This is a genomic window from Labilithrix sp. (assembly GCA_019637155.1).
Lineage (GTDB): Bacteria > Myxococcota_A > Polyangia > Polyangiales > Polyangiaceae > Labilithrix.
Genome location: JAHBWE010000005.1, coordinates 20,332 through 45,523, shown reverse-complemented (window position 1 = coordinate 45,523; position 25,192 = coordinate 20,332). Strand labels below are relative to the sequence as shown.

Annotated in this window: 24 protein-coding genes and 1 tRNA gene; 17 read left to right on the top strand and 8 right to left on the bottom strand. The window is 70.5% G+C overall.

Features of this window, described 5'->3' with window-relative positions:
• Nucleotides 1–2 precede the first annotated feature (2 nt).
• Genes KF837_11150 through ligD form a run of 3 tightly spaced genes read left to right on the top strand, consistent with a single transcriptional unit; the run spans nucleotide 3 to nucleotide 3,611 of the window.
• Complete coding sequence (locus tag KF837_11150) at nucleotides 3–935, top strand: Ku protein (GenBank protein MBX3227866.1); 933 nt, start codon at nucleotides 3–5, stop codon at nucleotides 933–935.
• 1 nt (nucleotide 936) lies between these two features.
• Nucleotides 937–1,122, top strand: a complete 186-nt coding sequence (locus tag KF837_11145; protein ID MBX3227865.1) for a hypothetical protein — start codon at nucleotides 937–939, stop codon at nucleotides 1,120–1,122.
• Entirely contained in the window at nucleotides 1,119–3,611 is a 2,493-nt protein-coding gene (ligD, locus tag KF837_11140) for a DNA ligase D (GenBank protein MBX3227864.1), read from the top strand. Before KF837_11145 ends, ligD begins: the two co-directional genes overlap by 4 nt.
• A gap of 1 nt (nucleotide 3,612) precedes the next feature.
• On the opposite strand, the gene KF837_11135 is transcribed toward ligD, so the two are convergent.
• Entirely contained in the window at nucleotides 3,613–4,014 is a 402-nt protein-coding gene (locus KF837_11135; GenBank protein ID MBX3227863.1) for a hypothetical protein, read from the bottom strand.
• Between the two features lie 144 nt (nucleotides 4,015–4,158).
• Between KF837_11135 and KF837_11130 the strand changes: the two genes are divergently transcribed.
• Nucleotides 4,159–4,866: a hypothetical protein gene (locus tag KF837_11130; protein ID MBX3227862.1), complete on the top strand. Its 708-nt coding sequence runs from the start codon at nucleotides 4,159–4,161 to the stop codon at nucleotides 4,864–4,866.
• Nucleotides 4,867–5,216: 350 nt separating this feature from the next.
• Entirely contained in the window at nucleotides 5,217–6,200 is a 984-nt protein-coding gene (locus KF837_11125) for a hypothetical protein (GenBank protein ID MBX3227861.1), read from the top strand.
• Between the two features lie 21 nt (nucleotides 6,201–6,221).
• Here KF837_11125 and KF837_11120 read toward each other — a convergent pair.
• Nucleotides 6,222–6,297, bottom strand: a tRNA-Lys gene (locus KF837_11120).
• A gap of 260 nt (nucleotides 6,298–6,557) precedes the next feature.
• On the opposite strand from KF837_11120, the gene KF837_11115 reads away from it, so the two are divergent.
• Both KF837_11115 and KF837_11110 read left to right on the top strand, forming a co-directional pair.
• On the top strand, nucleotides 6,558–6,785 hold the full coding sequence (locus tag KF837_11115) for a hypothetical protein (protein MBX3227860.1): 228 nt from the start codon (nucleotides 6,558–6,560) through the stop codon (nucleotides 6,783–6,785).
• Nucleotides 6,786–6,859: 74 nt separating this feature from the next.
• Nucleotides 6,860–8,092: a glutamate dehydrogenase gene (locus tag KF837_11110; GenBank protein ID MBX3227859.1), complete on the top strand. Its 1,233-nt coding sequence runs from the start codon at nucleotides 6,860–6,862 to the stop codon at nucleotides 8,090–8,092.
• A gap of 55 nt (nucleotides 8,093–8,147) precedes the next feature.
• Here the strand turns inward: KF837_11110 and KF837_11105 are convergent, their stop codons facing one another.
• Complete coding sequence (locus tag KF837_11105) at nucleotides 8,148–8,414, bottom strand: hypothetical protein (protein ID MBX3227858.1); 267 nt, start codon at nucleotides 8,412–8,414, stop codon at nucleotides 8,148–8,150.
• Nucleotides 8,415–8,522: 108 nt separating this feature from the next.
• On the opposite strand from KF837_11105, the gene KF837_11100 reads away from it, so the two are divergent.
• Both KF837_11100 and KF837_11095 read left to right on the top strand, forming a co-directional pair.
• Nucleotides 8,523–9,287: a hypothetical protein gene (locus KF837_11100; protein MBX3227857.1), complete on the top strand. Its 765-nt coding sequence runs from the start codon at nucleotides 8,523–8,525 to the stop codon at nucleotides 9,285–9,287.
• A 192-nt stretch (nucleotides 9,288–9,479) separates the two neighbouring features.
• Nucleotides 9,480–9,764 (top strand): hypothetical protein, encoded by a 285-nt coding sequence (locus KF837_11095; GenBank protein MBX3227856.1) that lies wholly within the window; start codon nucleotides 9,480–9,482, stop codon nucleotides 9,762–9,764.
• Nucleotides 9,765–9,829: 65 nt separating this feature from the next.
• Here KF837_11095 and KF837_11090 read toward each other — a convergent pair whose 3' ends face one another.
• Nucleotides 9,830–10,456, bottom strand: a complete 627-nt coding sequence (locus tag KF837_11090; protein ID MBX3227855.1) for a hypothetical protein — start codon at nucleotides 10,454–10,456, stop codon at nucleotides 9,830–9,832.
• A 292-nt stretch (nucleotides 10,457–10,748) separates the two neighbouring features.
• On the opposite strand from KF837_11090, the gene KF837_11085 reads away from it, so the two are divergent.
• Entirely contained in the window at nucleotides 10,749–11,723 is a 975-nt protein-coding gene (locus KF837_11085; protein ID MBX3227854.1) for a hypothetical protein, read from the top strand.
• 131 nt (nucleotides 11,724–11,854) lie between these two features.
• Nucleotides 11,855–12,172 carry a hypothetical protein gene (locus KF837_11080; GenBank protein ID MBX3227853.1) on the top strand — a complete coding sequence of 106 codons (318 nt, stop codon included), beginning with the start codon at nucleotides 11,855–11,857 and terminating at the stop codon, nucleotides 12,170–12,172.
• A gap of 20 nt (nucleotides 12,173–12,192) precedes the next feature.
• Here KF837_11080 and KF837_11075 read toward each other — a convergent pair whose 3' ends face one another.
• Both KF837_11075 and KF837_11070 read right to left on the bottom strand, forming a co-directional pair.
• Complete coding sequence (locus tag KF837_11075) at nucleotides 12,193–13,401, bottom strand: hypothetical protein (protein ID MBX3227852.1); 1,209 nt, start codon at nucleotides 13,399–13,401, stop codon at nucleotides 12,193–12,195.
• Between the two features lie 43 nt (nucleotides 13,402–13,444).
• Nucleotides 13,445–13,969, bottom strand: a complete 525-nt coding sequence (locus tag KF837_11070) for a hypothetical protein (protein ID MBX3227851.1) — start codon at nucleotides 13,967–13,969, stop codon at nucleotides 13,445–13,447.
• 24 nt (nucleotides 13,970–13,993) lie between these two features.
• Here KF837_11070 and KF837_11065 point away from each other — a divergent pair, with 24 nt between their 5' ends.
• From KF837_11065 to KF837_11045, 5 genes are all read left to right on the top strand, one after another.
• Entirely contained in the window at nucleotides 13,994–15,607 is a 1,614-nt protein-coding gene (locus KF837_11065) for a HEAT repeat domain-containing protein (protein ID MBX3227850.1), read from the top strand.
• Between the two features lie 53 nt (nucleotides 15,608–15,660).
• Nucleotides 15,661–16,284 carry a hypothetical protein gene (locus KF837_11060; protein ID MBX3227849.1) on the top strand — a complete coding sequence of 208 codons (624 nt, stop codon included), beginning with the start codon at nucleotides 15,661–15,663 and terminating at the stop codon, nucleotides 16,282–16,284.
• Nucleotides 16,285–16,353: 69 nt separating this feature from the next.
• The gene (locus tag KF837_11055; GenBank protein MBX3227848.1) at nucleotides 16,354–16,857 is read left to right on the top strand and encodes a hypothetical protein; all 504 of its coding nucleotides are present in this window, start codon (nucleotides 16,354–16,356) and stop codon (nucleotides 16,855–16,857) included.
• Between the two features lie 122 nt (nucleotides 16,858–16,979).
• Complete coding sequence (locus KF837_11050; GenBank protein ID MBX3227847.1) at nucleotides 16,980–17,324, top strand: hypothetical protein; 345 nt, start codon at nucleotides 16,980–16,982, stop codon at nucleotides 17,322–17,324.
• A 1,296-nt stretch (nucleotides 17,325–18,620) separates the two neighbouring features.
• Nucleotides 18,621–19,466 carry a hypothetical protein gene (locus KF837_11045; protein ID MBX3227846.1) on the top strand — a complete coding sequence of 282 codons (846 nt, stop codon included), beginning with the start codon at nucleotides 18,621–18,623 and terminating at the stop codon, nucleotides 19,464–19,466.
• Nucleotides 19,467–19,474: 8 nt separating this feature from the next.
• Here KF837_11045 and KF837_11040 read toward each other — a convergent pair whose 3' ends face one another.
• The gene (locus KF837_11040) at nucleotides 19,475–19,840 is read right to left on the bottom strand and encodes a YkgJ family cysteine cluster protein (GenBank protein MBX3227845.1); all 366 of its coding nucleotides are present in this window, start codon (nucleotides 19,838–19,840) and stop codon (nucleotides 19,475–19,477) included.
• A gap of 131 nt (nucleotides 19,841–19,971) precedes the next feature.
• On the opposite strand from KF837_11040, the gene KF837_11035 reads away from it, so the two are divergent.
• Nucleotides 19,972–21,345 carry a protein kinase gene (locus tag KF837_11035; GenBank protein MBX3227844.1) on the top strand — a complete coding sequence of 458 codons (1,374 nt, stop codon included), beginning with the start codon at nucleotides 19,972–19,974 and terminating at the stop codon, nucleotides 21,343–21,345.
• Nucleotides 21,346–21,534: 189 nt separating this feature from the next.
• Here the strand turns inward: KF837_11035 and KF837_11030 are convergent, their stop codons facing one another.
• The gene (locus tag KF837_11030) at nucleotides 21,535–25,005 is read right to left on the bottom strand and encodes a serine/threonine protein kinase (protein ID MBX3227843.1); all 3,471 of its coding nucleotides are present in this window, start codon (nucleotides 25,003–25,005) and stop codon (nucleotides 21,535–21,537) included.
• Nucleotides 25,006–25,192 lie beyond the last annotated feature (187 nt).

Sequence of the window (25,192 nt, the reverse complement as noted above, 5' to 3'; positions counted from 1 at the left end):
GCATGGCGGCACGACGCGCGGCTCCGAAGAAGAAGACGAACGACGAGACGGACGAAAAAGCCTCGCCTGGGGCAGGCCGGTCCATCTGGACGGGCTCGATCAGCTTCGGCCTGCTCCAGATCCCCGTGTCGCTCTACACCGCAGAGAGCCGACAGGAGAGCTTGCACTTCCGCATGCTCGACAAGAAGGACCTCGCCCCGATCCGCTTCGAGCGCGTGAGCTCCAGCACGGGCAAGCCCGTCGCGTGGAAGGACATCGTGAAGGGCTTCGAGATCGAGAAGGACAGCTACGTCGTCGTCGAGCCCGAGGACTTCGCGAAGGCGAACGTGAAGGCGACCCAGACGATCGACATCCAGGACTTCGTGCCGGTCGATCGGATCGACCCCGTCTACTTCGAGACGCCGTACTACGTCGTCCCGCAGAAGCGCGCCGCGAAGGCGTACGTGCTCCTCCGCGAGGCGCTGCAGAAGAAGAACGCCGCCGCGATCGCGACGTTCGTGCTCCGCACGCGCGCCCACCTCGTCGCGGTGATGCCCGCCGGCGACGCGCTCCTCCTCGAGGTCCTCCGCTTCGGCCACGAGCTGAAGGACGTGAACGACATGCCGCTGCCGTCGAAGACGGACGAGGAGGCGATCACGGCGCGCGAGGTCGCGATGGCTTCACTACTGATCGACGGGATGATGACCGACTGGGACCCGAAGAAATACAAGGACGCCTACTACCGCGACGTCATGAAGATCATCGAGGAGAAGGCGAAGAAGGGCGAGGCGAAGGAGCGCCACGCGAAGGTGACCGGCACCGTCGCGCACGACGTCGTCGACCTCCTCGACCTCCTCAAGAAGAGCGTCGGCAGCGGGGCCGCCGCCAACGACGCGCGCACGCGCCCGCGGAAGGCGACCGCCAAGCGCGCGACGCGAAGGAAGAAGGCGGCCTGACATGTTGCGGCGCTCCGCTCTACGACTCAGCGCCAAGGCGGCGGACCTTCGCGACGTCGACGACAGCGCGCCCGGCATTCGACGCCGGCCGCACGGCAAGAGCCCGCGCAAGCTGCGCTCCGAGGCCGCGGCGGCGCGCGGCGTCGGGGAGGTCCGCGGCGCCTACACGCGGAGGAAATCGGCATGAAGCGGGACAACGAAGGCTCGCTCTCGCGCTACAACACCATGCGCGACTTCGACGTCACGGACGAGCCGTCGGGGCGGATCGCGCGCACGAAGTCGGGGCGCTCGTTCGTGATCCAGAAGCACGACGCGACGCGGCTCCACTACGACTTCCGCCTCGAGCTGGACGGCGTGCTCCTCTCGTGGGCGGTGCCGAAGGGACCGTCGCTCGATCCGCACGACAAGCGGCTCGCGGTAGAGACCGAGGACCACCCGATCGACTACCGCGACTTCGAGGGCACGATCCCGAAGGGGCAATACGGCGGCGGGCCCGTCATCGTCTGGGACCGCGGGACGTGGGAGCCGATCGGCGATCCGCGCGCGGGTATGAAGAAGGGGCACCTCGACTTCGTCCTCCACGGCGAGAAGGTCGCGGGCCGCTACGTCCTCGTCCGCACGCGCGGCGACGCGAAGAAGCCGTCGTGGCTCCTCATCAAGCGGACGGACGAGCACGCCGTCCCGAAGCGCGACATCACCGCCGAGCGCCCCGAGAGCGTGCTGACGGGACGGACGATCGCCGACCTCGTGAAGGGGAGAGCCGCGTCCAAGCTGCCCGCCTTCGGCTCGATCGCGCCCGAGCTCGCGACGCTCGTGAGCGACGTGCCGAAGGACGGCGACTGGATCTACGAGATCAAGTACGACGGGTACCGCACGCTCGCGTGGCTCGAGGACGGCGCGGTGAAGCTCGCGTCGCGGCGCGGCCTCGACTGGACGAGCAAGTACCCCCACGTCGCGGACGCGCTCTCCCGCGTGCGCGCGAAGAGCGCGGTCTTCGACGGCGAGATCGCCTACGTCCTCGAGGACGGGCGCACGAGCTTCCAGGAGCTGCAGAACGCGCTCGCCTCCGGCGACGCGGCGGAGCAAGGCCGCCTCGTGTACTTCGTCTTCGACCTGCTCTTCTACGACGGCGCCGACCTCACCGGCGAGCCGCTCACGGCGCGGAAGGACAAGCTCCGCACGGTCCTCGCCGGCGAGGCGCCGCCGCTCAAGATGAGCGACGACGTCTCGGACGGCGAGGCCTTCTTCCGCGAAGCGTGCAAGCTCGACCTCGAGGGGATCATCGGCAAGCGCGCCGGCGCGCCCTACCGCTCGGGTCGTGTAAAGGACTGGATCAAGGTCAAATGCCAGAAGCGTCAGGAGCTCGTCATCGTCGGCTTCACGCCGCCGAAGCGCGGGCGGACCGGCATCGGCGCGCTCCTCCTCGGCGTGCACGACGACGCGCGCTCGGGCCTCCGCTACGCGGGCAAGGTCGGCACCGGCTTCTCGAACGAGACGCTCGCCGATCTCGCGAAGCGCCTCTCGAAGATGGTGGTGAAGGAGCCGCCGGTCGCGAACGCGCCGCGGACGCGCGCGGTTACGTGGGTCGCGCCCAAGCTCGTCGCGGAGGTCCGCTTCAGCGAGTGGACGAGCGACGGCGCGCTCCGCCACCCCGCGTTCGAGGGCCTCCGCGAAGACAAGTCGCCGAAGGAGGTCGTGCTCGAGGTCGCGAAGCCGCCGCCGAAGAGCGCCCACGCCGCCCATGCCCCGCACGCCTCGCACGCCGCGCGGAAGAAGGCGGCCGACACGGCGAAGCCGCGCGTCGACGGCGTCGTCATCAGCCACCCCGAGCGGGTGATCGACGTGTCGAGCGGGCTCACGAAGCTCGACCTCGCGCGCTACGCGGGCGCGATCGCCGAGGTGCAGCTCCCTTACGTCGCGAAGCGTCCGCTCATGATGCTCCGCTGTCCGGACGGCGCGCAGCCCAAGAAGGTGCGCTGCTTCGTGCAGAAGCACTCGGGCCAGGGGATCGACGGGGTGAAGCTGTCGAGCAAGGTCATCGCGGGCGAGGAGGCGCTCTACGTGACGAAGGCGAACCAGCTCGTCCTGCTCGCGCAGAACAACACGATGGAGCTCCACGGCTGGGGCGCGACGTTCCCGCGGTGGGATCGCCCCGACTGGATCGTGCTCGACCTCGATCCCGACGAGGCCCTCCCCTTCGCGACGGTCGTCCTCGCCGCCTACGAGCTGCGCGCCGCGCTGAAGACGCTGAGCCTCGAGAGCTGGGTGAAGACGACCGGCGGCAAGGGCCTCCACGTCGTCGTCCCGCTCGCGCGTCGTTACGACTGGGGGACGGTGAAGCGCGTCTCGCAGCGCATCGCGGAGCTGATGGCGCAGGCCGCGCCCTCCCGCTACGTCGCGACGATGGCGAAGAAGCACCGCGTCGGGAAGGTCTTCATCGACTACCTCCGCAACGCCGAAGGCGCGACCGCGGTGCTCCCCTACTCCGCGCGCGCGCGCCCCGGCCTCCCCGTCGCGCTGCCGGTCTCGTGGAAGGAGCTCCGGGCGATCGATCCGCGCGCCTTCACGATCGCGACGGTGCCCGCGATCGTCGCGAAGCGGAAGGCCGACCCATGGGCGGACCTCCTCACGACGCGTCAGACGCTCCCGAAGGAGCTGCTGCAGCTCGAGGCGTAGCTCAGGGCCCCGGCTTCGGCATGCAGATCGCGGTGGGTCCACCGGCGACGAAGCAGGTGGTTCCCTGGATGCAGTCCGCATCGGAGACGCAGGGGAACGCGCACTTCTGATGCTGGAGGTTGCAGCGATGGGTCATGCACTGCGAGTCGTTCGAGCAAGCGAGCGCGGTCGGTCCGGGTGTCGCCATCTGTCCGGGCGGCGTCGAGCCTGCGGGCGCGGTCGGCGTGTAGCCCGGCTGCTGGTAGCCCTGCTGCTGGTAGTCGGCGGGATACGCGCTCGGCGCGGGCTGCCCCACGACCTGCGCGGGCGCGATCGGCGTCGCGGGCGGCGGGTCTTCCTTGCAAGCTGCGGCGAGCACAACAACAGGAACGACGGCAGCGACGAGCAGAGAAGCGCGTGTCATGACGCTCCTTCCTAGCATGTTTCCCCCCACACTTCGCCCCGCGAAACGAGCGGCCCCCGAGGTCGACGGCTCACAGACGAGGCCACCCCGACGCGCACGTCGTCGCGCCCTCTGGCTCGTCTCCTCTGGTATGGTCGCGGCCGCATGCGTTCGTGGGTCGTGGTCTTCGTCGTCGCGTTGGTTGGGTGTGCGCGCACGGCGCCGCCGACGCCGGTGGGGATTGACGCTGCGGTCGCGCCGCTGCCTGGGCCGATCGCAGCGACGGCGGCGGGCGAGGATGCGTCGGCGTCGGCGTCGCTCGCGAGCGCGGACGGGGATGGGGACGCGGGGGGCGCTGCGGACGCGGCCGCGACGGCGGCGAGCATCGCGGCGCTCCTCGACTCCGGGGTAGATCCCGGGACGCTCCCGCAGACGAAGGATCGCCCCGCGCCTTCGAGCCCCGCGCTCGATGCGCGCGCGGCGACGCTCTGGGACGCGATCGTGAACGACGATCCCGATCGCGGGATGCCGTTCTTCTTCCCGGTGACGGCGTACGAGCAGGTGAAGGCGATCTCGCACGCGTCGGCCGACTGGCGCCGCCGCCTCGTCAGCGCCTACAAGCGCGACATCCACGGGCTCGCGAAGCGCCTCGGGGACAAGGCGTCGTCGGCGAAGATGGTGCGCTTCGAGGTCCCCGACGAGCGCGCGCGCTGGGTCGACGTGGACGAGGAGTACAACAAGCTCGGCTACTACCGCGTCTTCGGCTCGAAGATCGTCTACGAGATCGACGGCAAGGAGCGGACGTTCGAGATCTCGTCCCTCATCTCATGGCGCGGCGAGTGGTACGTCGTCCACCTCACCGGCTTCAAGTGATCGCGGCCTCCCATCGCCCCGCCCACTGAACCGACGCGCGCTGGACCGCGCCCGCGGACGGCGAGGACGGGCGAGTCGCGCGTACTGGCACGAAGTCCCCCCAGCTCGCGCAACGCGCTTGCGCAAGCGTCGTCGCGGGTTGCGCAAACGAAGCGGCCAAGTCCGCGTCACGTCGAGGCGCGCCGATCGGCCACGGCCCGCCTCCGATCCGGCACGGAGGATGCTGTAGGCAGGCATCCCACTTGACCGCTTACTTACATTCATCATCACACTTGGGAGCCTCCGCCATGCGCACCTCGTTTTCTTTCATCCTTACGCTCGCTTCCATTGCTTTTACGGGCTGCGCGGCGGTGTCGGAAGACGGGACGGCGGGCGCCGAGGCCGACGTGACCGCGCCCTCGAGCGCGTACACCTCGCTCGAGGACAAGGACTGTCGCGACCTCGCGCCCGTGGGCGAGGAGATGCTGCTCTACCGCGAGGTCTGCGCGGGGATGCCGGGCTACGAGCTGCTCGTCGAGGACGTCGACGCACGCAGCAACGTGCAGGTGAAGGCCGGCGACAAGACGATGGACCTCGCGGTGTGGAGCCGCCTCCCGGCGTTCTCGCGCCTCGGTTCGAAGGCGGAGTGGCGCGGTCCGGTGACGTCGCCGGGCGTCGTCGATCCGTACGCGCTCATCTTCCGTTACTTCCAGAGCGACGGCGAAGGACACGAGAAGAGCTACCTCGTCGTGTCGCGCATCACGCAAGAGGCCGCGTGCATCGTCGACATGGTCGATGGCGGCGAGGCGAACGCGAACGTCCGCGCCCGCGAGATCGCCGACGGCGCGCGCGACTTCCAGTGCCCGACGAAGGAGCGGCCGCCGCAGGCGACGAGCATCTTCACCACGCTCGAGGACTGCCCCGTCGTCGCCTCGAGCGACGATGAGGGTTGGGCGAACATGGCGTGCACGGGCACCGGCGGCTACTCGCTCGACCTGCATCACGGCGACCTCCGCGAGAACGTCGTCGTGAAGCGCGGCGCGGCCGAGGCCGACCTGAACCTATGGGCTATCGGCAACGGCGGCTTCAGTCGCGTCGGCCCGACCGCCGACTGGCGCGTCCACGGCCCCGACCGGAAGGTGCACGGCCTCGTCTTCCGCTTCTTCCAAGTGACGGGCCCGGACGCCGACGCGGAGAACAACTGGCTCGTCGTCTCGAAGATCGCAGGGGACCACGCCTGCATCTACGACGTCATCGACGCGAAGAAGCACCCGAACGCGAACGTGCTCGCCCATGAAGCCGCCGACGAGTCCTACGCCAACCCCTGCCCCGCACGAACCCCCGCTGCACGCTGACGCACGCGGGAGCGCTCTTTCTGGTGGGTCGAGCGGGGAACGATCCCGCGACCTACGGATTAAAAGTCCGCAGCTCTACCGACTGAGCTATCGACCCGAAATTGAATGGTTTTGATACGTTGAAGGCCGTTTGGCGTCCACCTCTTTCGCTGCAGCGGCTGCGAAGCTTGATCTGCCACGGTCTGCGCCACGCGTCGATAGCGGTTCACCGTACCGGGACGATAGGCTGAGCGGATGAGCCCGCTCGCCGCGTGTCCGTCATGCTCGCGTCACGTTCGGATCGATGAAACCCGGTGCCCGTTCTGCGCCCGGCCTCTCGCGGGCGCGTTCGACGATCGGCCGCCGCCTCGGCGGCTCGTGGGGCGCTTCTCGCGCGCGGCGATCTTGGCGCTCGGGACCTCCGCCGCTGCTGCCGGCACCACCATCGCCTGCTCCTCCGACGAGCCCGAAGGGTCGATCATCCCGCACTACGGCGGGCCCCCCATCCACGCCGACGCCGGCGCCGACGCCGACGCCGATCCCGGAACGAACGCCGCGCTCTACGGCGCCCCCGCGCCGCCGCCGGACTCCGGCTCGAGCCAGTGACCGAGCGACGAGAACACGTGCATCCGTGCGCATGACTCTCGACGTTCGGTGCGACGCGCGGGTACCCTCGGCGCATGTCGAACGCATTCGAGGACGTCGGGCGCTTCTTCCAGACCGCGAGCAAGCTGATCGGGCTCAGCGACGATCTCACGCTGCAGCTCATGACGCCGCATCGCGAGGTGCGCGTGGAGTGCAACATCCGCAAGGACGACGGCACGATCGGGACCTACGTCGGTTACCGCGTGCAGCACGACAACGCGCGCGGACCCTTCAAGGGCGGGCTCCGCTACCACCCCGAGGTCGACGCCAACGAGGTGACCGCGCTCGCGTCGCTCATGACGTGGAAGACCGCCGTCGTCGACGTGCCGTTCGGCGGCGGAAAGGGCGGCATCTCGGTCGATCCGCGCGCCCTCTCGCCCGGCGAGCTCCAGCGCCTCACGCGCAAGTTCGTCGACGGGATCCACGAGATCGTCGGGACCAACGTCGACATCCCCGCGCCCGACATGAACACGAACCCGCAGATCATGGCGTGGTTCATGGACCAATACGCGATGCACCACGGCTTCCAGCCCGGCGTCGTCACCGGCAAGCCCGTCGACCTGTTCGGATCGCTCGGGCGCGACGCCGCGACGGGACGCGGCTGCATGATCGTCGCCGAGGCGTGGCTGCGCGAGCAGGGCAAGACCTTCCAGGGGACGAAGGTCGCGGTGCAGGGCTTCGGCAACGTCGGCTCGTGGGCGGCGCGGCTGATGCGCGAGAAGGGCGCGACCATCGTCGCCGCGAGCGACGTGAGCGGCGGCGTCCGCAACGACGAAGGGCTCGACATCGACGCGCTCATGGAGCACGTCCGGAAGACGGGCGGCGTGAAGGGCTTCGCCGGCGCGTCTGCGACGACGAACGAAGAGGTGCTCGCGGGCGCGTGCGACATCGTCGTGCCGGCCGCCCTCGGCGGCGTGATCAACACCGGGATCGCGAAGGAGATGCGCGCGAAGCTCGTCGTCGAGGGCGCGAACGGCCCCACCGTCCCGGACGCCGATCAGGTGCTCCAGCAGCGCGGCATCACCGTCATCCCCGACATCCTCGCGAACGCAGGCGGCGTGACCTGCAGCTACTTCGAGTGGGTGCAGAACGTCCAGCAGTTCCGCTGGGAAGAAGAGCGCGTCAACGCCGAGCTCAACAAGTACATGCTGCGGGCGTACGAGGGCGTCGCGAAGACCGCGAAGTCGAAGAACATCGACATGCGCACCGCCGCCTTCGTCGTCGCCATCGAACGCGTCGCCGCCGCGACCAAGCTGCGCGGCCTCTAGCTCCAGCGACGCGAACGGACTGCATGGGTGTAGAGCCCTTGCAGTCCTCACCGCCTCACTGCGCCAGCGCGCACTTGATCGCGTCGTCGCAGGTCTTCGCGTCGTCGATGCAGTCGGCCTGCTTGTCGGCCTTCTCCTTCTCGGCGTCACTGAGCTTGTCGTACTTGTCCGAAGACTCGGAGCAGTTCGACTTCTGGAAGCCCTGCTGGCTTTCGCAGAGCTCGTTGACCTTCTCACATGCATCCTCGGCGCTGTTCGAGCACGCGACGGTGAGCAGCGCGATGGACGCGACCAGTGAGACGACGATGATCTTCTTGAGCATGGTTTCCTCCCGCCTGCCTCGGTAGACCGAAGTTGCCGCAGCAGCCAGGGCGAAGTTGCAGCGCGCGAAAAGGTTGCCTCCTGCATGGTTCGATGCCAAACAGCGGGCGTGCGCCTTAGGTGGTTCGTCGCCGGCCTCGCGTCCGTCCTCGCGCTCGCCGGGTGCAAGGGCGGGAAGAAGAGCGAGATCGCCACGTCGATCACGACGACCCACGCCGCCGACTACGTGCTCGAGCCGCCGGCGCCGGGGGCGATCGAGACGGTCGACGTCGTGTCGGATCGCGCGGTCGTCGTCGTCGCTGGCGACGGCGAGGAGGCGCGTCGCCCCATCGTCCACCTGCACGGCACCTGCAGCGAAGCGCGGACCGACATCGAAGGATGGAGCGCCGTCGCGCGCGGCTACGGCACCATCGTCGCGCTCGAGGGCGACACCCCGTGCGCCGACGGCGTCGGCGGGCGCACCTGGCAGAGCGACGCCGCCGCGCTCGACCAGCGCGTCGACGCCGCGATCGAAGCGGTACGCAGCGTGCGCGGGCTCCCGCTCGACGCCGGCGAGGTCCTCGTCGTCGCGGACTCCGCGGGCGCCCTCTCGGCGCTCGCCCTCGCCGCGCGGGCACCTGCGAAGTACACGCGTCTCGTGCTCATCGGGATCCCCGCCACGCCGCCCGCCTACGAGCTCGACGCGGTGCGCGCGATCGCGGTCCTCGCGTCCGATCGCGAGCCGCAGGACAAGGCGCGCCGCGCGATGGAGTCCTTCGCACAGGCGCGCATCACGACGCGCCTCTGGACCCTCGCCGGTGCGTCACACGGCGACTACGGGCTCGGCGGCGCGCGCACGATCGGCGAAGCGCTCGCGTTCGTGACGCAGCGCTGACGCCGCGCCGAAACGCCACGCCCTCGCGTCGTGCGTGGCGATCGTGCGTGCGGCGCGCGTCCGCGAGGACCGTGGATCGTCCGGCGAAGCGGCGTGAACGCGCGCGCGCCGGCGCTCCGGCACGAGGAGTGCTGACGCGGCCCGCCCGAAGCACGAACGCTTCGACTCTCTATCGACTCTCTGGAGAACGACATGAACCTCACTCATCTCGTAGCTGTCACCTGCGTCGCTGCGGCGATCGGCTGCGGCGGCAGCGACACGCAGACGAAGACCCCCGAAAGCGAGAGCACGACGAACTCCGGCACGATGACGAACACGCCGCCCGCGACGATGCCGACCGGCGACGCGCCGGCCACGCCGGACGCGAACCCCGGCTCCACCACGAGCGGCGCCACGATGCCGTCGGACACGACGACGACGACCGACACGACGTCGACCGACAAGACCGACAAGAAGCCGGAGGGCACCAAGAAGTAGAGCAGGAACGAACGCCCGGTGGAGAGAGCGGCTCTCCTCCGGGCGTCGTCGTCTTCGCGCGTGAATCAGAAGCGTCCGACCGCGCCGAGGCCGCCGCCGCCCGCGAAGGACACGGGCAGGACGTGGACCTCCGGCTTCGTCGCGGCGGTCGCGGGCTGACGGACCTGCACGCGCTCGCGCTCGGGGATCACGAGCGACGAGAGCGCGGTGAGGACACCGATGCCCTGGACCGCGCCGCTCGCGATGATGAACGCCTTCGCGACGCCTTCGCTGTCGCCGCACGGGTTCACGTCGCAGTTGCGCTGCCCGAGATCGAGCCAGGGGCCGACGACCGGGATGTAGAGGCGGTTGTCCGCCTCGCGATCGCTCTGCGCCGCCACGAGGACCGAGGGCACGTACGAGAGGAGGAACAGCGAGCCGCCCGTCACGAGGAGCGTCTTGTTCGGACGATCGTGGCGCTCCTCTTCGACGATCCGATCGGAGCTCGTCACGTAGGACGCTTGCGTCGTCGTGGTCGTGCTCACTCGCTGCTGCTGCGGGGGCGGCGGCGGCGCGGGCTGCGGCGGCGCGGGTTGTTGCGCCGCGGGCTCCGGTTGCGGTTCCTGGTCCGTGTCGTCCGCGAAGCTCGGAGAGACGACCATGAAGGTCGCGGTGGCTGCGGCGACGGCGATGGAAATACGAGGCGTGCTCATGATGACGACCGAGACAGCAACGCGCGCGCCGGGCTCCGTTTTCTCAGCTCGTGCGAAGAACATGCAGGTTCCACGCATCCGACCACGGAGCACGAGCGCGACGACCTCGCACCGGTGAGGCCGACGTGAACGACGGGCCACGGGCGGAACCGCGCTTCACGAACCGGCGTTCACGATCGCGGTCGTGCGCCGCGAGGGACCCCCGAAATCGCGGGGGATTCGGGGGTGTCCACCGTGGTCCGAACCTTGATATGACCTGAGCCACAACCCACCGTCGATGGAGGCGCTCCCCATGTCGCTCGCTTGTCGTGGTCTCTGGTCCCTCGCGTTCGTCACCCTCGCCTGCGGCGCCGGCTGCACCGTGAATCAGAGCAGCGACGCGGATCGCTTTCGCGAGGCGATCCCGACGCAGCAAGAGGTCGCGCTCTCGGTCCCCGGCGGCTCGGACGGCACGACGATCGGCAAGCGCAGCGCGGGCCTCGGCGTCCGCACCAACGGCGCGGGCGGCAACGCGCAGTACTACCAGTTCACGCGCGACGTCACCGGCGCCGTCGACCTCACGACCGGCGTCATCCTCGGCGGCATCTGGGCGATCGTGAACACCGAGCCCACGAGCCTCGAAGACAAGAAGGCGGTGTGGGGTCCCGGCTCCGGCAACGCGCTCGAGCCGGCGGTGTGGCGCTTCACCGTCACGGAGGTCGGCGACGCGGAGTACGACTACGCGCTCGAAGGACAGCCGAAGAGCGGCGGCGAGTGGCTCGCTGTGCTGAAGGGACATGGCTGGGGCAAGTCGAGCCCGAAGCACCGGCAAGGCTGGTTCGAGGCCGACAACGACGCGTACAAGAAGCTCGAGCCCACGCGCGGCAAGGACGAAGGCACGACGAAGATCACGTACGACCTCCAGAAGCTCCCCGCGACGATCGCGGTGGAGCTGCGGCCCGAGCCGGCGAAGGGCTCGCTCGACGTGAAGGTCGTGCACGAGAGCGACGGCGCGGGCTCCGTCGACATCGCGGGCACGACCGACGTCTCCGACGCGAAGGACACGGCGCTCGAGACCGTCCACCTCGTGAGCAAGTGGAACGCGACGGGCGCGGGCCGGGGCGACATCTCGATCTCCGGCGGCGACCTGCCCGCCGAGATCCCGAGCGTGACGGCGAGCGAGTGCTGGTCGGCGACGTTCCAGCGCGTCTACTACAAGGACTCGGTCGACTTCGAGCCGCCGGAGGGCGAGGAGAGCGCCTGCGCCGTCAGCGCGAGCCAGCTGTAGTCCTCACTCGAGGACGCGCGTCCGCACCGCGGCGCTGGAATGTTCCGCTCCGAACGGAGGCGGCGGATCAATCGATCGACCCGCTACGTTTCTGCGTCGCGCGGCGCGCGCACCCTGCTAGAGGCGTCGCCATGCGCCGTGCACTTCATCTGCTCCTCGCGCTCGCGACCAGCGTCGCCATCCTGTTCGCCGCCGCTCCCGCCTCTGCCACCGGGCACGCGCACGCGGCGGCCAAGCCGGCCCACGGCCGCAAGGCGGCGAAGCCCCCGGCTCGCCATCACCACGGCCACGCCGCGCACACGCCGAAGGCGCGCCCGCACACGGCGAAGCCGCACGGCGCGAAGCCGAAGGCCAAGCCGAGCCAGCGCCACACGCACGCACCGGCCGCACGCAAGCACGCCCACGCCCCCGTCGCGAAGTCGCACGGCCGCGCGCACCGCCACCACTGAGCGCGCGACGCGCCTTCGCGTCAGGGGAGATCCGTCAGCGCGACGCCGAGCTTCTCCCTCGCGATGGTGTCGAGGTGCGGGCGGGCGCCGACGAAGTGCAGCGTGCGGTGGACGTGCACGAGGTCGCGGCCCGGGGCGAGCTCGGCGCCGGGTGAGCTCGTTTCGATCTCGTAGAAGCCGCCGAGCGGGGGCTTGCCGGGCGCCGGCGGGCCGTCGTTGTAGCTGTTCACGACGTCGCCGGCGTAGGGCTCCTTCTGCTGCTCCCACATGCTGTTGACGTAGGGCGCGCCCTTGACCGGACCGCTGTAGCTCACGACCGTGAGGAGGCTCTGCGATGGGCTGTAGCTTCCGAGCACGCTCTTCGCGCGCGACGGCGAGAGGCCGATCTTTCCGCGCTGCTTGCCGTCGCACGTGAACGCGAGGAAGCCCTTGTCCGCGCTCACGACGAGCCGCTCGGGCGGGACCTTGCCGAAGTAGCGATCGTTGACGATCTCGCCAGGACCGTCCTTCTCGAACGGGACGATCACGCGCGCGTCCGCCGCCGGCGCGAACATCGCGAGGATCCAGATCGACGGCAGGCCCGTCTCCTTCGTCCACGGCTTCGTCCCGCGGTTCACGATCTTGTTCGACGTCTCGTAGCCGACGTACCCCACGCCCGCCGCGACGTCCGTTCGTGGAAGGAGACGCACCGTGCGCTCGACCTCGACGACGAGCTCCGTGCCAGACCACGTCACCACCGTCATCGTGCGCCGAAACGTGACGAGGCCCGGCTGCCGATCGGCGACCTCCCACGTGCCCTCCTGCATCGCGTGCGGCGTCTGCCACTCGTCGAACGTGAAGGGTTTGCCCGGCGGGAAGTAGAGGCCGTTCTGCCCGCCTTCGGGCCCGAGCCAGAAGCGGTCCTCGCCTCCGTAGTTGTCGAACTGCGTGCCCGTCTTCGCCGACTCGATGAACGGCCGATTGATCCAGCCGAGGCTCTGCCCCGCCGGCGACACCGCGCTCGTCATCACGCGCCCCTGGTACTGCGCCGAGAGCGCGACGCGGCCGCCGGCCGGATCCTCGAGCACGATCGTCTTCGCGCGCGCATCGAGGAACGCGACGTCGTCGGCGAACGACGGCGCCGCCGCCGTCACCACCTTCGCCTCCGTCTCCGCGCCCCGAACCGGCGCCGACTCACGACAGCTCACGACGGTACCGATCGCGACGACGAAGACGAGACGCCCGAGCACCGCCGCAGGATACACGGCGCGAGGTTTTTCATTCGCGCCGTCGTCAGCGACACCAGCACTGCGGCGTCACCGCGACCTGGCCGTCGAACGTCGTCCCGCAGGAGCCCGTCCACGCGGTGAAGCCCTCGGCGGTGCAGGCGTCGCGGCAGTCGCGGACCTGCCTCGTGTTCGAAGCGGTGCAGAGCGTGATCGTCCCGTCGCCGTTGCACGCCGGCGCGGTGCCCGCGCTGCACGGAGGGAAACACGTTTGGGAGATGGAGGAGCTCGTGCTCGCGAGGTCGGCGCAGGTGGCGCTCGGGATCGCGGCGGCGCACGCCGACGTGACGCGGAGCGGGAAATACTCGTTCAGACAGAGCTCCTGCGAGAGGCCGATCCCGCACTGTCCGACCAGCTTCTTGCATAGGCCGTCGGCGTCGAGCGGCTGGAGCGGACCCGTCGTGGAGCCGCCGGCGTCGCCGAGCGTGCCGCCGCCGCCGCCACCCGACTCCGTTCCCGGCGGCGGCTCGCATCCGAGGAGGACCGCGAGAACGATCCCCACCGCCACCTTCACCGCGCTCGCGATGCTCATCGCCCGATGATAAGACCTGGCCCCATGAGCGAAGTGGGGAAGATCGTCGGGCTCCTCAAGTCGGATGCGATCGAGAAGAAGATCGCCGCTGCGATCGTGCTGGGCGAGCTCAAGGCGAAGGGGCCGGGCGTCGTCGAAGGCCTCGCCGCGACGCTGGAGAGCGGCGTTCCCCTCCTCCAGGTGCACGCGCTCGACGCGCTCGCCCGCGTCGGCGCGAAGAAGGCGCTGCCGCAGATCTTCCCCCTCCTCTCGCAGCACGACGACGACGTCCGCCGCGCCGCCACGCGCGCGGTCGCGAGCGTCGGCGAAGAGGTCGTCCCGATCATCAAGGAGAAGATGGGGAGCGCGGGGCCGGAGGAGCGCCGCGCGCTCGACGCCGCCCTCGCCGAGCTCGGCGGTAAGGACGCGTTCTCCGCCCTCATCAAGGGCCTCGCCTCGAGCGACGCGGAGGCGGCGAAGGCCGCCGCTCTCGCGGTGCGGCAGCAGATCAAGAACGCCGACGGCAACAAGCGGCGCAGCTACCTCGCCGAGGTCGAGCGCTTCCTCGACGCGCAAAAGAAGAAGGCCGGCGCGGCGGGCGCGATCGCGGCGGCGGTGAAGATCTTGGGGTACCTCGAGGACGAGAAGACGATCCCGACGTTGCTCGCCTACGCGAACGACGAGAAGGCCGATCCGTCGGTGAGGCAGGAGGCGATCATCGCGTTCCGCTTCGCGCTCTCGAAGGACAAGCCGAGCGCGAAGGTCGTCGACACGCTCGTGAAGGCGGCCGAGGCGCCGGACCGCACGCTCGCGCAGACCGCGCTCCACACCCTGGGCTCGCTCCAGGTCTCGGACGACACCGCGAAGCGCCTCGAGAAGATCGCGCTCCACCCCGACTTCGCGCGCGCGAGCTTCGTCCTCGATCTCCTCGGCCGCATGGGCGGCGCGGCGGCGTCGAGCGTGCTCACGAAGGTCCTCGTCTCGACCGCGGATCGGCGCTACGCGGAGGCGGCGGCGAACGGCATCGCGGGCAAGGAGGAGGCGGTCCCCGCGCTCGCGAAGGCGCTGCTCGAGGCGACGAACCCCGATCGCGCGTGGGTCCTCGCCAAGGTGCTCCGCCCCACCGCGAAGAAGATCGCGCCGGCGCTGCGGAAGCAGCTCCTCGAGGAGGCGCTCGATCGTCTCGGCAAGGGCGAGCGCAACTACGAGGCGCACCTCGACGTCGCGCGCGACGCGGATCCGGACGCGGTCGCCGACGCGCTCCGCGCGCTCGCGGGCCGTCTGCGGAAGAAGGACGAGAACAAGGCGCGCGTCGTGCTCTCGATCCTCTGCAAGATGGACCGCGCGACGAACGACGATCGCTACGCCCTCGCGTCGCTGGAGCTCTCGCTCTCGAACCGCGACACGCGCCCGGCCTCGCGCGCGGGCGACGAGTCGCTCCGCATCCTCGGCGCGCTCCTGCGCCAGGGCTTCGACGTCGCGAAGTCGCTCAAGAAGGATCGCGCGCTGGAGCTCGACCACCTCTATTACGTCGGCTTCCATTTCACCGAGCTGAACCACCCGCTCGGCGAGGAGCTGCTCGAGGAGGTCGTGAAGAAGGGCGGCCGCGCCAAGGTCGCGAAGATGGCGAAGAACAAGCTCGCCCTCGCCGAGGCCTGACGGCTCGTCGGCCCGAGTTGGCATTCCGCGCCGAATCTGCGCACAATTCGGGCGTGCGTCGTTTCGCCGTGCTCGCGTTGGTGGGGACGTGTGTCGGGTGGGCCGCGGTGACCTCGCTCGAGGGGTGCAGCGCGGAGACGCCGGCGACGCCGAAGAAGGACGCGGGGCGGAACGCGAGCTCGTCGAGCGGCAGCGGCGACGACGACGACGACAACGGCGGGTCGACCACGTCGTCGAGCTCGTCGAGCTCTTCGAGCGGCGGCGACGCCGGCAACGACGCGGGCCCCACCACGCTGTCGAACCCGAAGAAGGTCACCTGCGGGACGAAGGAGTGCGACACGACGAAGGACGCGGAGAAGCTCTGTTGCTGGCCCGACAGCGACGAGAAGAAGGCCGCGTGCGACGACATCTGCGAGGCGGAGCAGGGGCTCGAGCTCGCGTGCGACGAGAAGGCCGACTGCAACGACGCGGGCGTCGGCTGCTGCCTCACCTTCAACGGCTCGTCGTGCGACGAGGGCACCGGCTGCACCGAGGGCCCGCCGCTCTGCAAGCTCGACGCGGAGTGCACCGGCACCGACAAGTGCAACCTGATCGACTGCAAGCGCGGCGCCGTCACGATCAAGATCCGGACGTGCACGAACGGCCTCGCCGTACCCGACGGCTGCGAGACCAACTGAGCCTCCGCACGCTCGTGCGGCTCCGCGCGGCTTGATTTCCGCGGCGGCCCGACGAAGATGGGCGCCGCGATGCTCGACCTCGTCCGCACCTCCCTCCACAAGGCGATCACGTCCCCCGTCGGTGAGGGCTTCTTGCCCGTGCGTCTCCCGAAGGAGATCGCGCGGCGCATGAACGCGCTCCTCGGCGACCCGATCTGCTCGCAGGAGGAGCTCGATCGCCGCCGCGCGGGGCTGGCGAAGCTCGAGGAGCTGAAGAGGAACGGCGGCAAGCCCGCCGGCGGCTCCGCGCCCATCGCGAAGGCGCAGGCGCCGGTGATGGTCTACTTCGAGAAGGACCGCAACGCCCGCATGCTCGGCCGCATCCAGGAGATGCTCGACGCAAAGGCTGTAAAGTACACGCTCCTCGACATCGCCGGCGACGCGACGACACGCGACTTCGTGATGCGCGAGGCGAAGTGCAAGGACGACGACCTCCCCGTCGTGTTCGTCGCCTCGTCCCCGGTCGGCGGCTACAACGACCTCGTCGACTGGGACGTCTCCGGCAAGCTCGCCAAGGCCCTGACCGGCGCCTGATGGATCCTGATGGCGACGGGGCCCCAGAAGCGGCCGCGACAGCGGGCGCGAAGCGCCCCGAGCGCGAAGCGCGAGGGCCGTGTCTGGGGTGGGGGTGTCGGGGGCAACGCCCCCGACGTTGCATGAGACTCCTCTCGTACAAGCTTCGCTTCCGCGATCGCCACGTCCGCGCGGTCCCGGCCGGCGTGACGGGCCCGGGCGTCGACCTCCGCGGCGCCGACGCCGACGCGGCCCTCGCCGCCGCGCGCCCCATCGTCGCGTGGCTCGAGGAGCGCGAGCCCGGCATCGAGGTCCGCTCGATCTCGGTAAACGCGAAGCGCGTCCTCGTCTCGCTCGAGTCGACCCCCCGCCCCCGCGTCCTCCGCTTCGACCCACCAAGCGCCAACGAGCTCCGCGACGCAGGCGCAGCAGCAGAACGCATCATCGCCGACGCCTGCGAGCGCACCCTCGCACGGCGCGCCTGCTAGCGTTCCGCGCTACGTTGGCTTCCGAGGACGCGGTCGCGCGAGAAGGCATGTTCGATCCGAGCGGCTTGCTTCCTGAGGTCCTTGCCAACGAGCACGCGGGCTATCGGCTCGGCGAGGACCTCTCGCGTCTGGCCCGCGTCCTCTCCGTCCACGCGCCCGAAGCTGCGATCTTCTACGCCGGCCGCGTCCTCGAGGCCCTCACCGCCGAGGAGCTCTTCCTCGCGACGCGCGAGAAGAGCGCGAACGTATTCTCGTCCCTCGTCCGCCTCGACGAAGCCGGGCTCCTGTCGCCGAGCTCGCGCACGTTCGGGCATGCGCTGCGCCGCCTCTCCAACGAGGCTCGCCACCTGCACCGCGCGCTCGGCGCGCTCGACGTCGACATGGCGATGAGCCTCCTCGGACGGATCCTCGTCTGGCACTTCGAGCGCTTCCCGCTCGGCGCGCGCGTGGGGTCGCTGACCGCGCCGGGACGGGAGCTCCTCGTCCTCACCGCGTCGCCGGTGCCTTCGTTGCTCGCGATCCTCGACGAGCCCGCGGTCGATCTTCGAGCGCTGAAACGATGGTGGGAAGAGCACGAGAGCGTCGGTCTCGCGAACCCGACCCTCACCTCGCTCTACGCGGAGGTGATGCTCGCCGCGGGCTCCGAGCATCATCACGCGGCGCTCGGCGCGCTCGAGCGCGCTCGCTCCTCGTTCGCCGACCTCCGTCTTCGGCAGCTCCTCGCGTGGGGGGCTTCGCTCGTCGGCGAGGTGGACGAGAGCGCCGCCCAGCTCGACGCGCTCGCGGAGCAATACGATCGTGACGAGGAGACGCTCGCGATGTCGGCCGGCGCGCTGAAGCGGCAGTGGGCCGACCTCCCGCGCTGGGAAGGGAGGAGCGGCGCGCGCCTGAAGCACCTCGGTCGCGTCGTCGAGCGCTACCGGCGCGCCTGGGAGGTCGGCCGTCGTTCGAGCACGTACGCGGGGGTGAACGCCGCGTCGATGACGCTCCTCCTCGGTGACAAGGAGGGCGCCGAGAAGATCGCGGCCTCCGTCGTCGCGCTCTACGATCGCCGACGTGGGATCATGGCCGCCGCCGACCAGATCGCGTTCACGGGCTACTGGGACCGCGTTACCCTCGCCGAGGCGTCGCTCGTCCTCGGCGCGGCGGACGAGGCGCGACGACTCTACCGATCCGCGTTCATGGAGCACGAGCATCAGCCGACCTACGTCGCGATCACGAAGCGCCAGCTCGCCCTTCTCCTTCCGGCGCTCGAAATCGCACCCGGCGTCGAAGCGTTCCTCGATGGCGATCGCGATGTGGTCCACGCCTCTGCTCGTCCTGGGGCCCCTCGCCGTCGTCACGATCGTCCTCGCCGTCGTCGCCTCGAGGCGCGAACGCGAGACGTGGCGCGATCCTTCTCTCTTCGAGGACCGTACGCGCGCGCTCGGATCGCCCATCCTCGACGCGACCCTCCTCCTCCACCTCGCCCAGCCGCTCGTGTGGGCGGCGGACACCGCTTCGAGCGCGGCGATCGGTGTGCTCGGTGCGCTCACGCGCGCGAACGCCGTCGGCCTTGGCAAGGTCCAGCGGGCGGCGACGTCGGGGCTCGTCGCGGCGGTCGTCAACGTCATCCTGTCGATGCGTACGGGGCTCCGCGGTCGCTTCCGCATCGTCCTCTTCCGCAGCTTCCACGAGCCGCACGCGACGCTGACCGCCAAGATCGCCGCCCCCGTGCTCGCCGAGCTGGGGCACTTGACGATGCTGAGCGACAACGGCTTCGTCTCCTATACGCCGGAGCGGCGCGGGTTCGAGCTGCTCGACCCCGCGTCGATCCGCGACGACGCCGGCGTGATTCACTCCGAGGACGACGAGTGGCAGTCGAAGGTGCTCCGGCTCCTTCGCGAATGTGACGCGGTCGTCCTCGACTCTTCGCTCGGCTCGCAGAGCCTCGACTGGGAGCGCGCCCGGGCGCTCGAGCAAGTGCCGGCGCATCGTGTCATCGAGGTCTCCTCCGCCGTCGACCCTCCGCCGGGCGTGATCTCGTACGGCTGCTCGCGCTCCCACTTCTTGTGTCGCATCCTGAAGCCGATGCGCGCGATCGCTCGAGAGGCGAGCGGCGTCGTCGTCGGCGCGGACCTGCAGCTCCGCGAGCCGGACTGAGCCGACCGTCAGCGAGGGCGCTTGAACTCGACGCTCGTGCCCAGGTGGCCGAGTGCTCTTGCTTCGAGGCAGCACGGGGAGCCTGGCTCGACCTCGCGGCAGCCGGCGGGACGGACCTCGTAGATCGCGCAGGGGTATCGCTGCGGGTCGGTGCGATCGAGGCCGGCGCAACGCTCGCCGTCGTTCTTCACGAAGCGGAAGTAGGGCGGGCGGTCCTCGAGGTCCGTGTAGATGGGGAGGAGCCGCTCCCCCATCCTGCGCTCGTCCGCCTCGAGGAGGCTCACCGTTCGTGGACCGTGGTGGCAGCAACGCCCACACTCCACACAATCTCCGCCCTCCGGATCCGGGACACCGGGGAGAGGTGTCAGGGGCATGCGACTCCCTCGGTACCGTTAGCCGTCGCTAACGACAAGCGCTGCCTTGGGTTTTTGGCCGCGGCAATTGGCCGCTGCATTGAACGCGTCGGGATACACGATAGACTCGGAGGCTGGATGGGCCCGATTCGATGACCGATCGGACGATTCACGGACATGCTACTTTCGGCGATTCGCCCGAAGAAGCCGCGTCGACGATCCGGGGACTTACGCTCCCGGACGTCATCGACGGCCGCTACCGCGTGCTCGGGCGCGTCGGCGCCGGGACGATGGGCATCGTGCTCCGCGCGGAGGACCTCTTCCTACAACGACCCGTCGCGATCAAGATCGTGGAGCCCGCCGCGGACCAGCAGGTCGCCGAGCGCTTCGTGAAGGAGGCGCAGGCGCTCGCGCAGGTCCGGCACGAGAACGTCGTCCAAGTCTACGCCTTCGGCCGCTTCCAGACCGCGTCGTACCTCGCGATGGAGCTCGTCGTGGGGCACTCGCTCGAGTCGATGATCGACGCCCACGCCCAGAACGGCGCGACGATCGCGCTGCCGCGGGCGACGGCGATCCTGCGCGCGATGGCGGCCGGGCTCGACGCCGTGCACGCGCGGCAGCTCGTCCACCGCGACGTGAAGCCGGCCAACGTCATCATCGAGAAGAACACCGACCGGCCCGTGCTCATCGACTTCGGGCTCGCGCGGAAGCGCAGCGCCTCCAACCCCCGCATGTCGATCACCGGCGGCACGCCGTCGTACATGGCGCCGGAGCAGGCGCAGGACCCGCACGGCACCCGCGTCACCGCGCGCACCGACCTCTACGCCCTCGCTTGTACCGCTTTCGAGCTTTTCACCGGAAGACCTGTTTTCGAGGGAAATGATATTTTTGCGATGCTCCTCGCGCACATGAACGACGCTCCGCGGAAGATCTCCGCCGTGCGGCCCGAGCTCGCGCCCTTCGACGACGTCCTCCTCCGCGCCCTCGCGAAGGACCCCGCCGCCCGGCACGCCTCCGCGTCCGAGATGATCGAGGCCCTCCACGCGCGGCTGCCCCTCGTCGACGAGAGCCCGGCGATCGGAGAGCTCGGGCCGCAGGTGCTCGTCGTCGCCAACGACACCGGGTTCCGGCGCTCGCTGATCCGCAACACGACGCAGACGCTGAAGACACGCGGCCACGAGATCGTCCTCGAAGAGGTCACCACCAGCAGCGAGGCGGTGACGCTCGGCGGGAGCCACCCCTACGACCTCCTCGTGATCGACGACGAGTCGATGGCGGGCCGCACCGGCGAGCTCGTTCGCCTCGCGCGCCGCAAGAACCCGGAGGTCGAGATCGTCGTCGTCAGCCGCGACCTCCCCGCCACCCTCGCCTCCCTCGGCGAAGACGCGAAGGTCCGCCACATGGTGCCGAAGCCGCTCAACGTCCACGTCCTCGCCGCCGTCCTCGGCCGCACCACCCTCGGCGGGAACGGCGCCGAGAGCGGCAGCGAGAGCCCGACCAGCGGCCCACGCTCGACGCGTAAGTAGCCTGGCCCCAGCCCCCATCCCTATCCCTATCCCCCATCCCTCAGGCCACCCCTCTCGGGCCACCCCTCTCGGGCCACCCCCTCTCGGGCCACCCCCTCTCGGGGGTCCGGGGCGTAGAGCGCGTCTTCGCGCGACCGGCCCCGGCGGGGAGAGCTCGAGAGGGGCAGAGCCCCTCTCGAACAAGAGAGACTAGCCGGTTGGGCTCAGCGCGAGCGCGGCGGGCCAGGCCGCGTCTTCGACCATTGACCAGACCGAGCGCAGGTCGCGGCGGAGGTCCTCCGCGGTGGGGCGCAGGCGCGGGTCGCGGCGCAGCGCGGGCTGGAGCACCTCCGCGAGCGGGGCGATCTCGGGGTTCGCGAGGAGCGCCTTCACCGCGGCGGGGAAGCCGTCGTGCGCGAGGTGGAGCGAGACCTGCGCCACCTCGTTCGGAGCGTCGAAGAGGAGGCGGCCCATCAGCATCTCGAAGGCGACACAGGCGAACGAGTAGATGTCCGCGTGCGCGGGCGACGCGACGTAGCCCGGCGGGAGGACTCCCCAGACCTCGGGCGCGCCGTACGGGCCCGTGCCGCAACCCTGGCGCAGCTTGCGGCCCGCGAGGCCGAAGTCCACGAGCACGCCCTGCTCGCCGCGGCGGAGGAGGACGTTCGACGGCTTGATGTCGAGGTGGCCGAGGCCGACGGAGTGCATCGCCTCGAGCCCGGCGAGGACGTCGTCGAGGATCTTGAGGCACTGCCTCATGTCGAGCGTGCGCCCGTGGATCACGCGCTCGAGCGTGACGCCCTCGACGAGCTCCATCACCAGGATCGGGAGCGGCTTCGTCCCCATGTCGAAGGTGACGAAGCGGGCGAGGTTCGTGTGGCTCGGCAGGAGGATGAGCGCGGAGGCCTCCTCGCGGAACATCTTGAGGAACTCGTCCTGCGACATCACGCGCGCCGCGGTCGCGTTGTAGTCGGGCACCTTCAGCGCGAGCCGCTCCGCGTTCGGGTCGCCCTTCTCCTCCGAGCGGACGACGACGAACACCGACGCGGTGCCGCCGATGCCGAGCGCACGCTGCACGTAGAAGCCGCCGATCGTGCGGCGCGCGGGGAGCCAGGCCGGGAGCTGATCGGTGACCGCGACGATCCCCGCCTCCGCCGACGGCCGCTCGACCGGGAGATCGGCGAGCCCCCAGAGGATGCCGGAGACGAGCCGCCCGATGCCGTGCGGGATCCCCGCGACCATCTCGTCGATCGCGGCGCCGAGCTGGTCCTCGAGCAGCGTCGTCTCCGCCTCCGCGAGGACGCGCGAGACGTGGACCGAGAGGAGGCTCGGGTTCGGGCTCGGCGGCGCCATCGACGACACCTCCGGATCGAGCCGCGCGCGCGCGCCGGCGCACATCTGCGCGAGCGCGCCGACCCAGGTCTCGACCGACGCGACGACGTCGGCGTCGGAGGTGCTCGTCGTCGACAGCGCGGAGAGCGAGCCGACGCTCGCCGTCGTCGTGAGCGCGCCGTGGATGCGCACGAGCACGCGCTGGAGCGCCTCGCTCCGCGCCGAGCCCTCCGGCGCGAGCTCGTTCGCGAGCTCACAGAGCGCCTCGAGCCGCCGGTTCTCCGGCTTCCTCGACGGCCGCATCGAGTCGGGGCCGCCCTCCTCCGACGACACCGCGAGGGTCGGCTCCGAGTCGCGGAGGTACTTCGCGTAGCGCGCGAGGACGTGCCGGAGGTCGGGGTCCATCGAGGCCTCGGCGAGGGTCTCGAAGTCGCGGCGGCCGCGGATGCGGAGCGCGAGGACGAGGAGCGCGTCGGCGACGTCGCAGACCACGAGCCGCACGAGCGCGTCGAGCGCGCGCGCGAGCCCCGCGAGCAACGTGCGCTTCAACATCGGCGCGGGATCGGTCTGGAAGTGATCGAGGAGCGACCGCACCGTGCGGAGCCAGAGCGCGCGGAGGCGACGCGCGCGCTCGTTCTCCGCCGGCACCGCGCGGACCTCGGAGTCTTCGACGCGGCGCGCGTTCGGCGCCGGCGCGGGCTCCTGCATCTCGCCGAGGTCGCCGTCGACGAGGTGGAGGAGCGCGCGGAGACGACGCAACCGGAGGGTTGCATGTCGCGGCGCGGAGCCTTCGTCCGCGATCTGCTCCGGGCTCTCGCACGCGACGATCCAGCCCGCGAAGCGCTCGCGGATCGTGTCGAGCGCGGTCTCGCTCGCCCGCGCGTCGGCCGCGCTGCCGAGGCGGAGGAGGTCGCCGATCACGGGCCGCTCGAGCAGGCTCGTGTCGAGATCGCGCATGACCGCCATCGACGTGCGCCGCGCCATCGCGCCGGCGCGGCCCTCGGCGTGATCGTCCTTCGCGACCGCCTCGAGCGCGTCCATCCCGCCCTGCGCCGCGACGAGCACCTCCCGCGCGCGCGCGTACGCGCCGGGCGCGCCCTCGGTGACGAACGCGTCGAGCGCGGCCGCCGCGAGCGAGCGCACCGGCTCGTCGTCGCGCGCGGCCGACTCGAGGTCGCGCCCGATCTCGCGGTAGAGCGCGTCGGCGCCGTCGTCGCGCGCGGCCGTTATCGTGCGCCGCTTCTCCTGCGCCGCCTCGAGGAGCTCGCGCGCCTGCGCCGTGACGCGGTCGACGACCTTGGACGCGCCGTACTCGTAGCGCAGCTCGAGCACCGCCTCCGCGACGTCGTGCGTCGCGACGCCCATCAGGAGGTCGAGCATCTTGCCCGCGACCTCGGGCTCGGCCTCGATCGCGCGCGGCACGCCCCAGACGAACGCGGACGCGCTCGCGGGATCCTCCCACGTGAAGAGGCCGCGCTTCACGACCCCCTGCATCACCTTGAGCGCCTCGTCCGGGCGGACCGCGGCGTAGGCGGCGAGCGACGCGGCCGCGCGGCGCCACTCGGTCGGGGAGAGGCCCTCCTTGAGGCCGTCCAGGATCTCCTGCCGGAGCTGCGGGATCCAACCGGCGATGAGGCCGCGCGCGACCGCGACGTAGCGCCAGACGAGCGACTCGCGGTCGTCGAGGAGACGCGTGTAAGCTGCACGCACCGTCTCGGACATGAACGGCCGCATCCCGTGCATATCGCCCATCTGCGCGCGGCGGGCGGCCTCGCGCGCGGCGCGCTCGAGGATCTTCGCGGCGAGGCGGCGCGCCGGGAGCGAGCGCGTGGAAGGGAGGAGGACCCAGTCGCGCTGGAACTCGCGCCGCGAGAGGAGCGCGTGCGCGAGCGGGCCGTCGGCGATGCCGTGCGCGAGCGGGAGCTCGGTGACGATCGCGATGCGGGAGCGGACGTTCTGGCTCGCGAGCCCCTTCCCGCCCGACTGCGCCATGCTCGTCGCGATCGCGGCGAACGTCTCGGCGTTGCCCGCGAGCATGCGCGCGAGGACGCGGCGACCGAGCTCGCGCTGCTCGGTGCCGACCGGGAGCGCGGCCGCGAGCGTGTAGAGCGCGACGCCCGCCGCCGACGGCGAGAGCCAGTCGAGATCGTCGGCGAGCCCCGCCGCGAGCGCGGCGCTGACCCCCTTCACGAGGACGTCGGGGTGGATCCCCTCGAGCGGTCCGGGACCGTCGTCGGCGTTCGCGCGCGAGAGCGCCGCCATCGCTTGTCGCCACAGCACGCGCCGGTCGGCCGCGCTCGCGGAGGCGAGCTCGAGGAGGCTCGCGACATAGAAGGAGGTGTCTCTCACGCGCTCGCCAGAGCATACGAGGCGAGCACGGCGCGGGACCAAATCGGAGGCTCGCCGACGAGTCGTATGTGTGTCGTATGTAGGAGATCAGGCGCACGATTTTCTGAAACCTGGTGGGCGAGGAGCCCGGACCGTAACGAGGATGAAACAGCCACCGAGCGCGTGGGATCCCCAGTTTCCCGAGGTT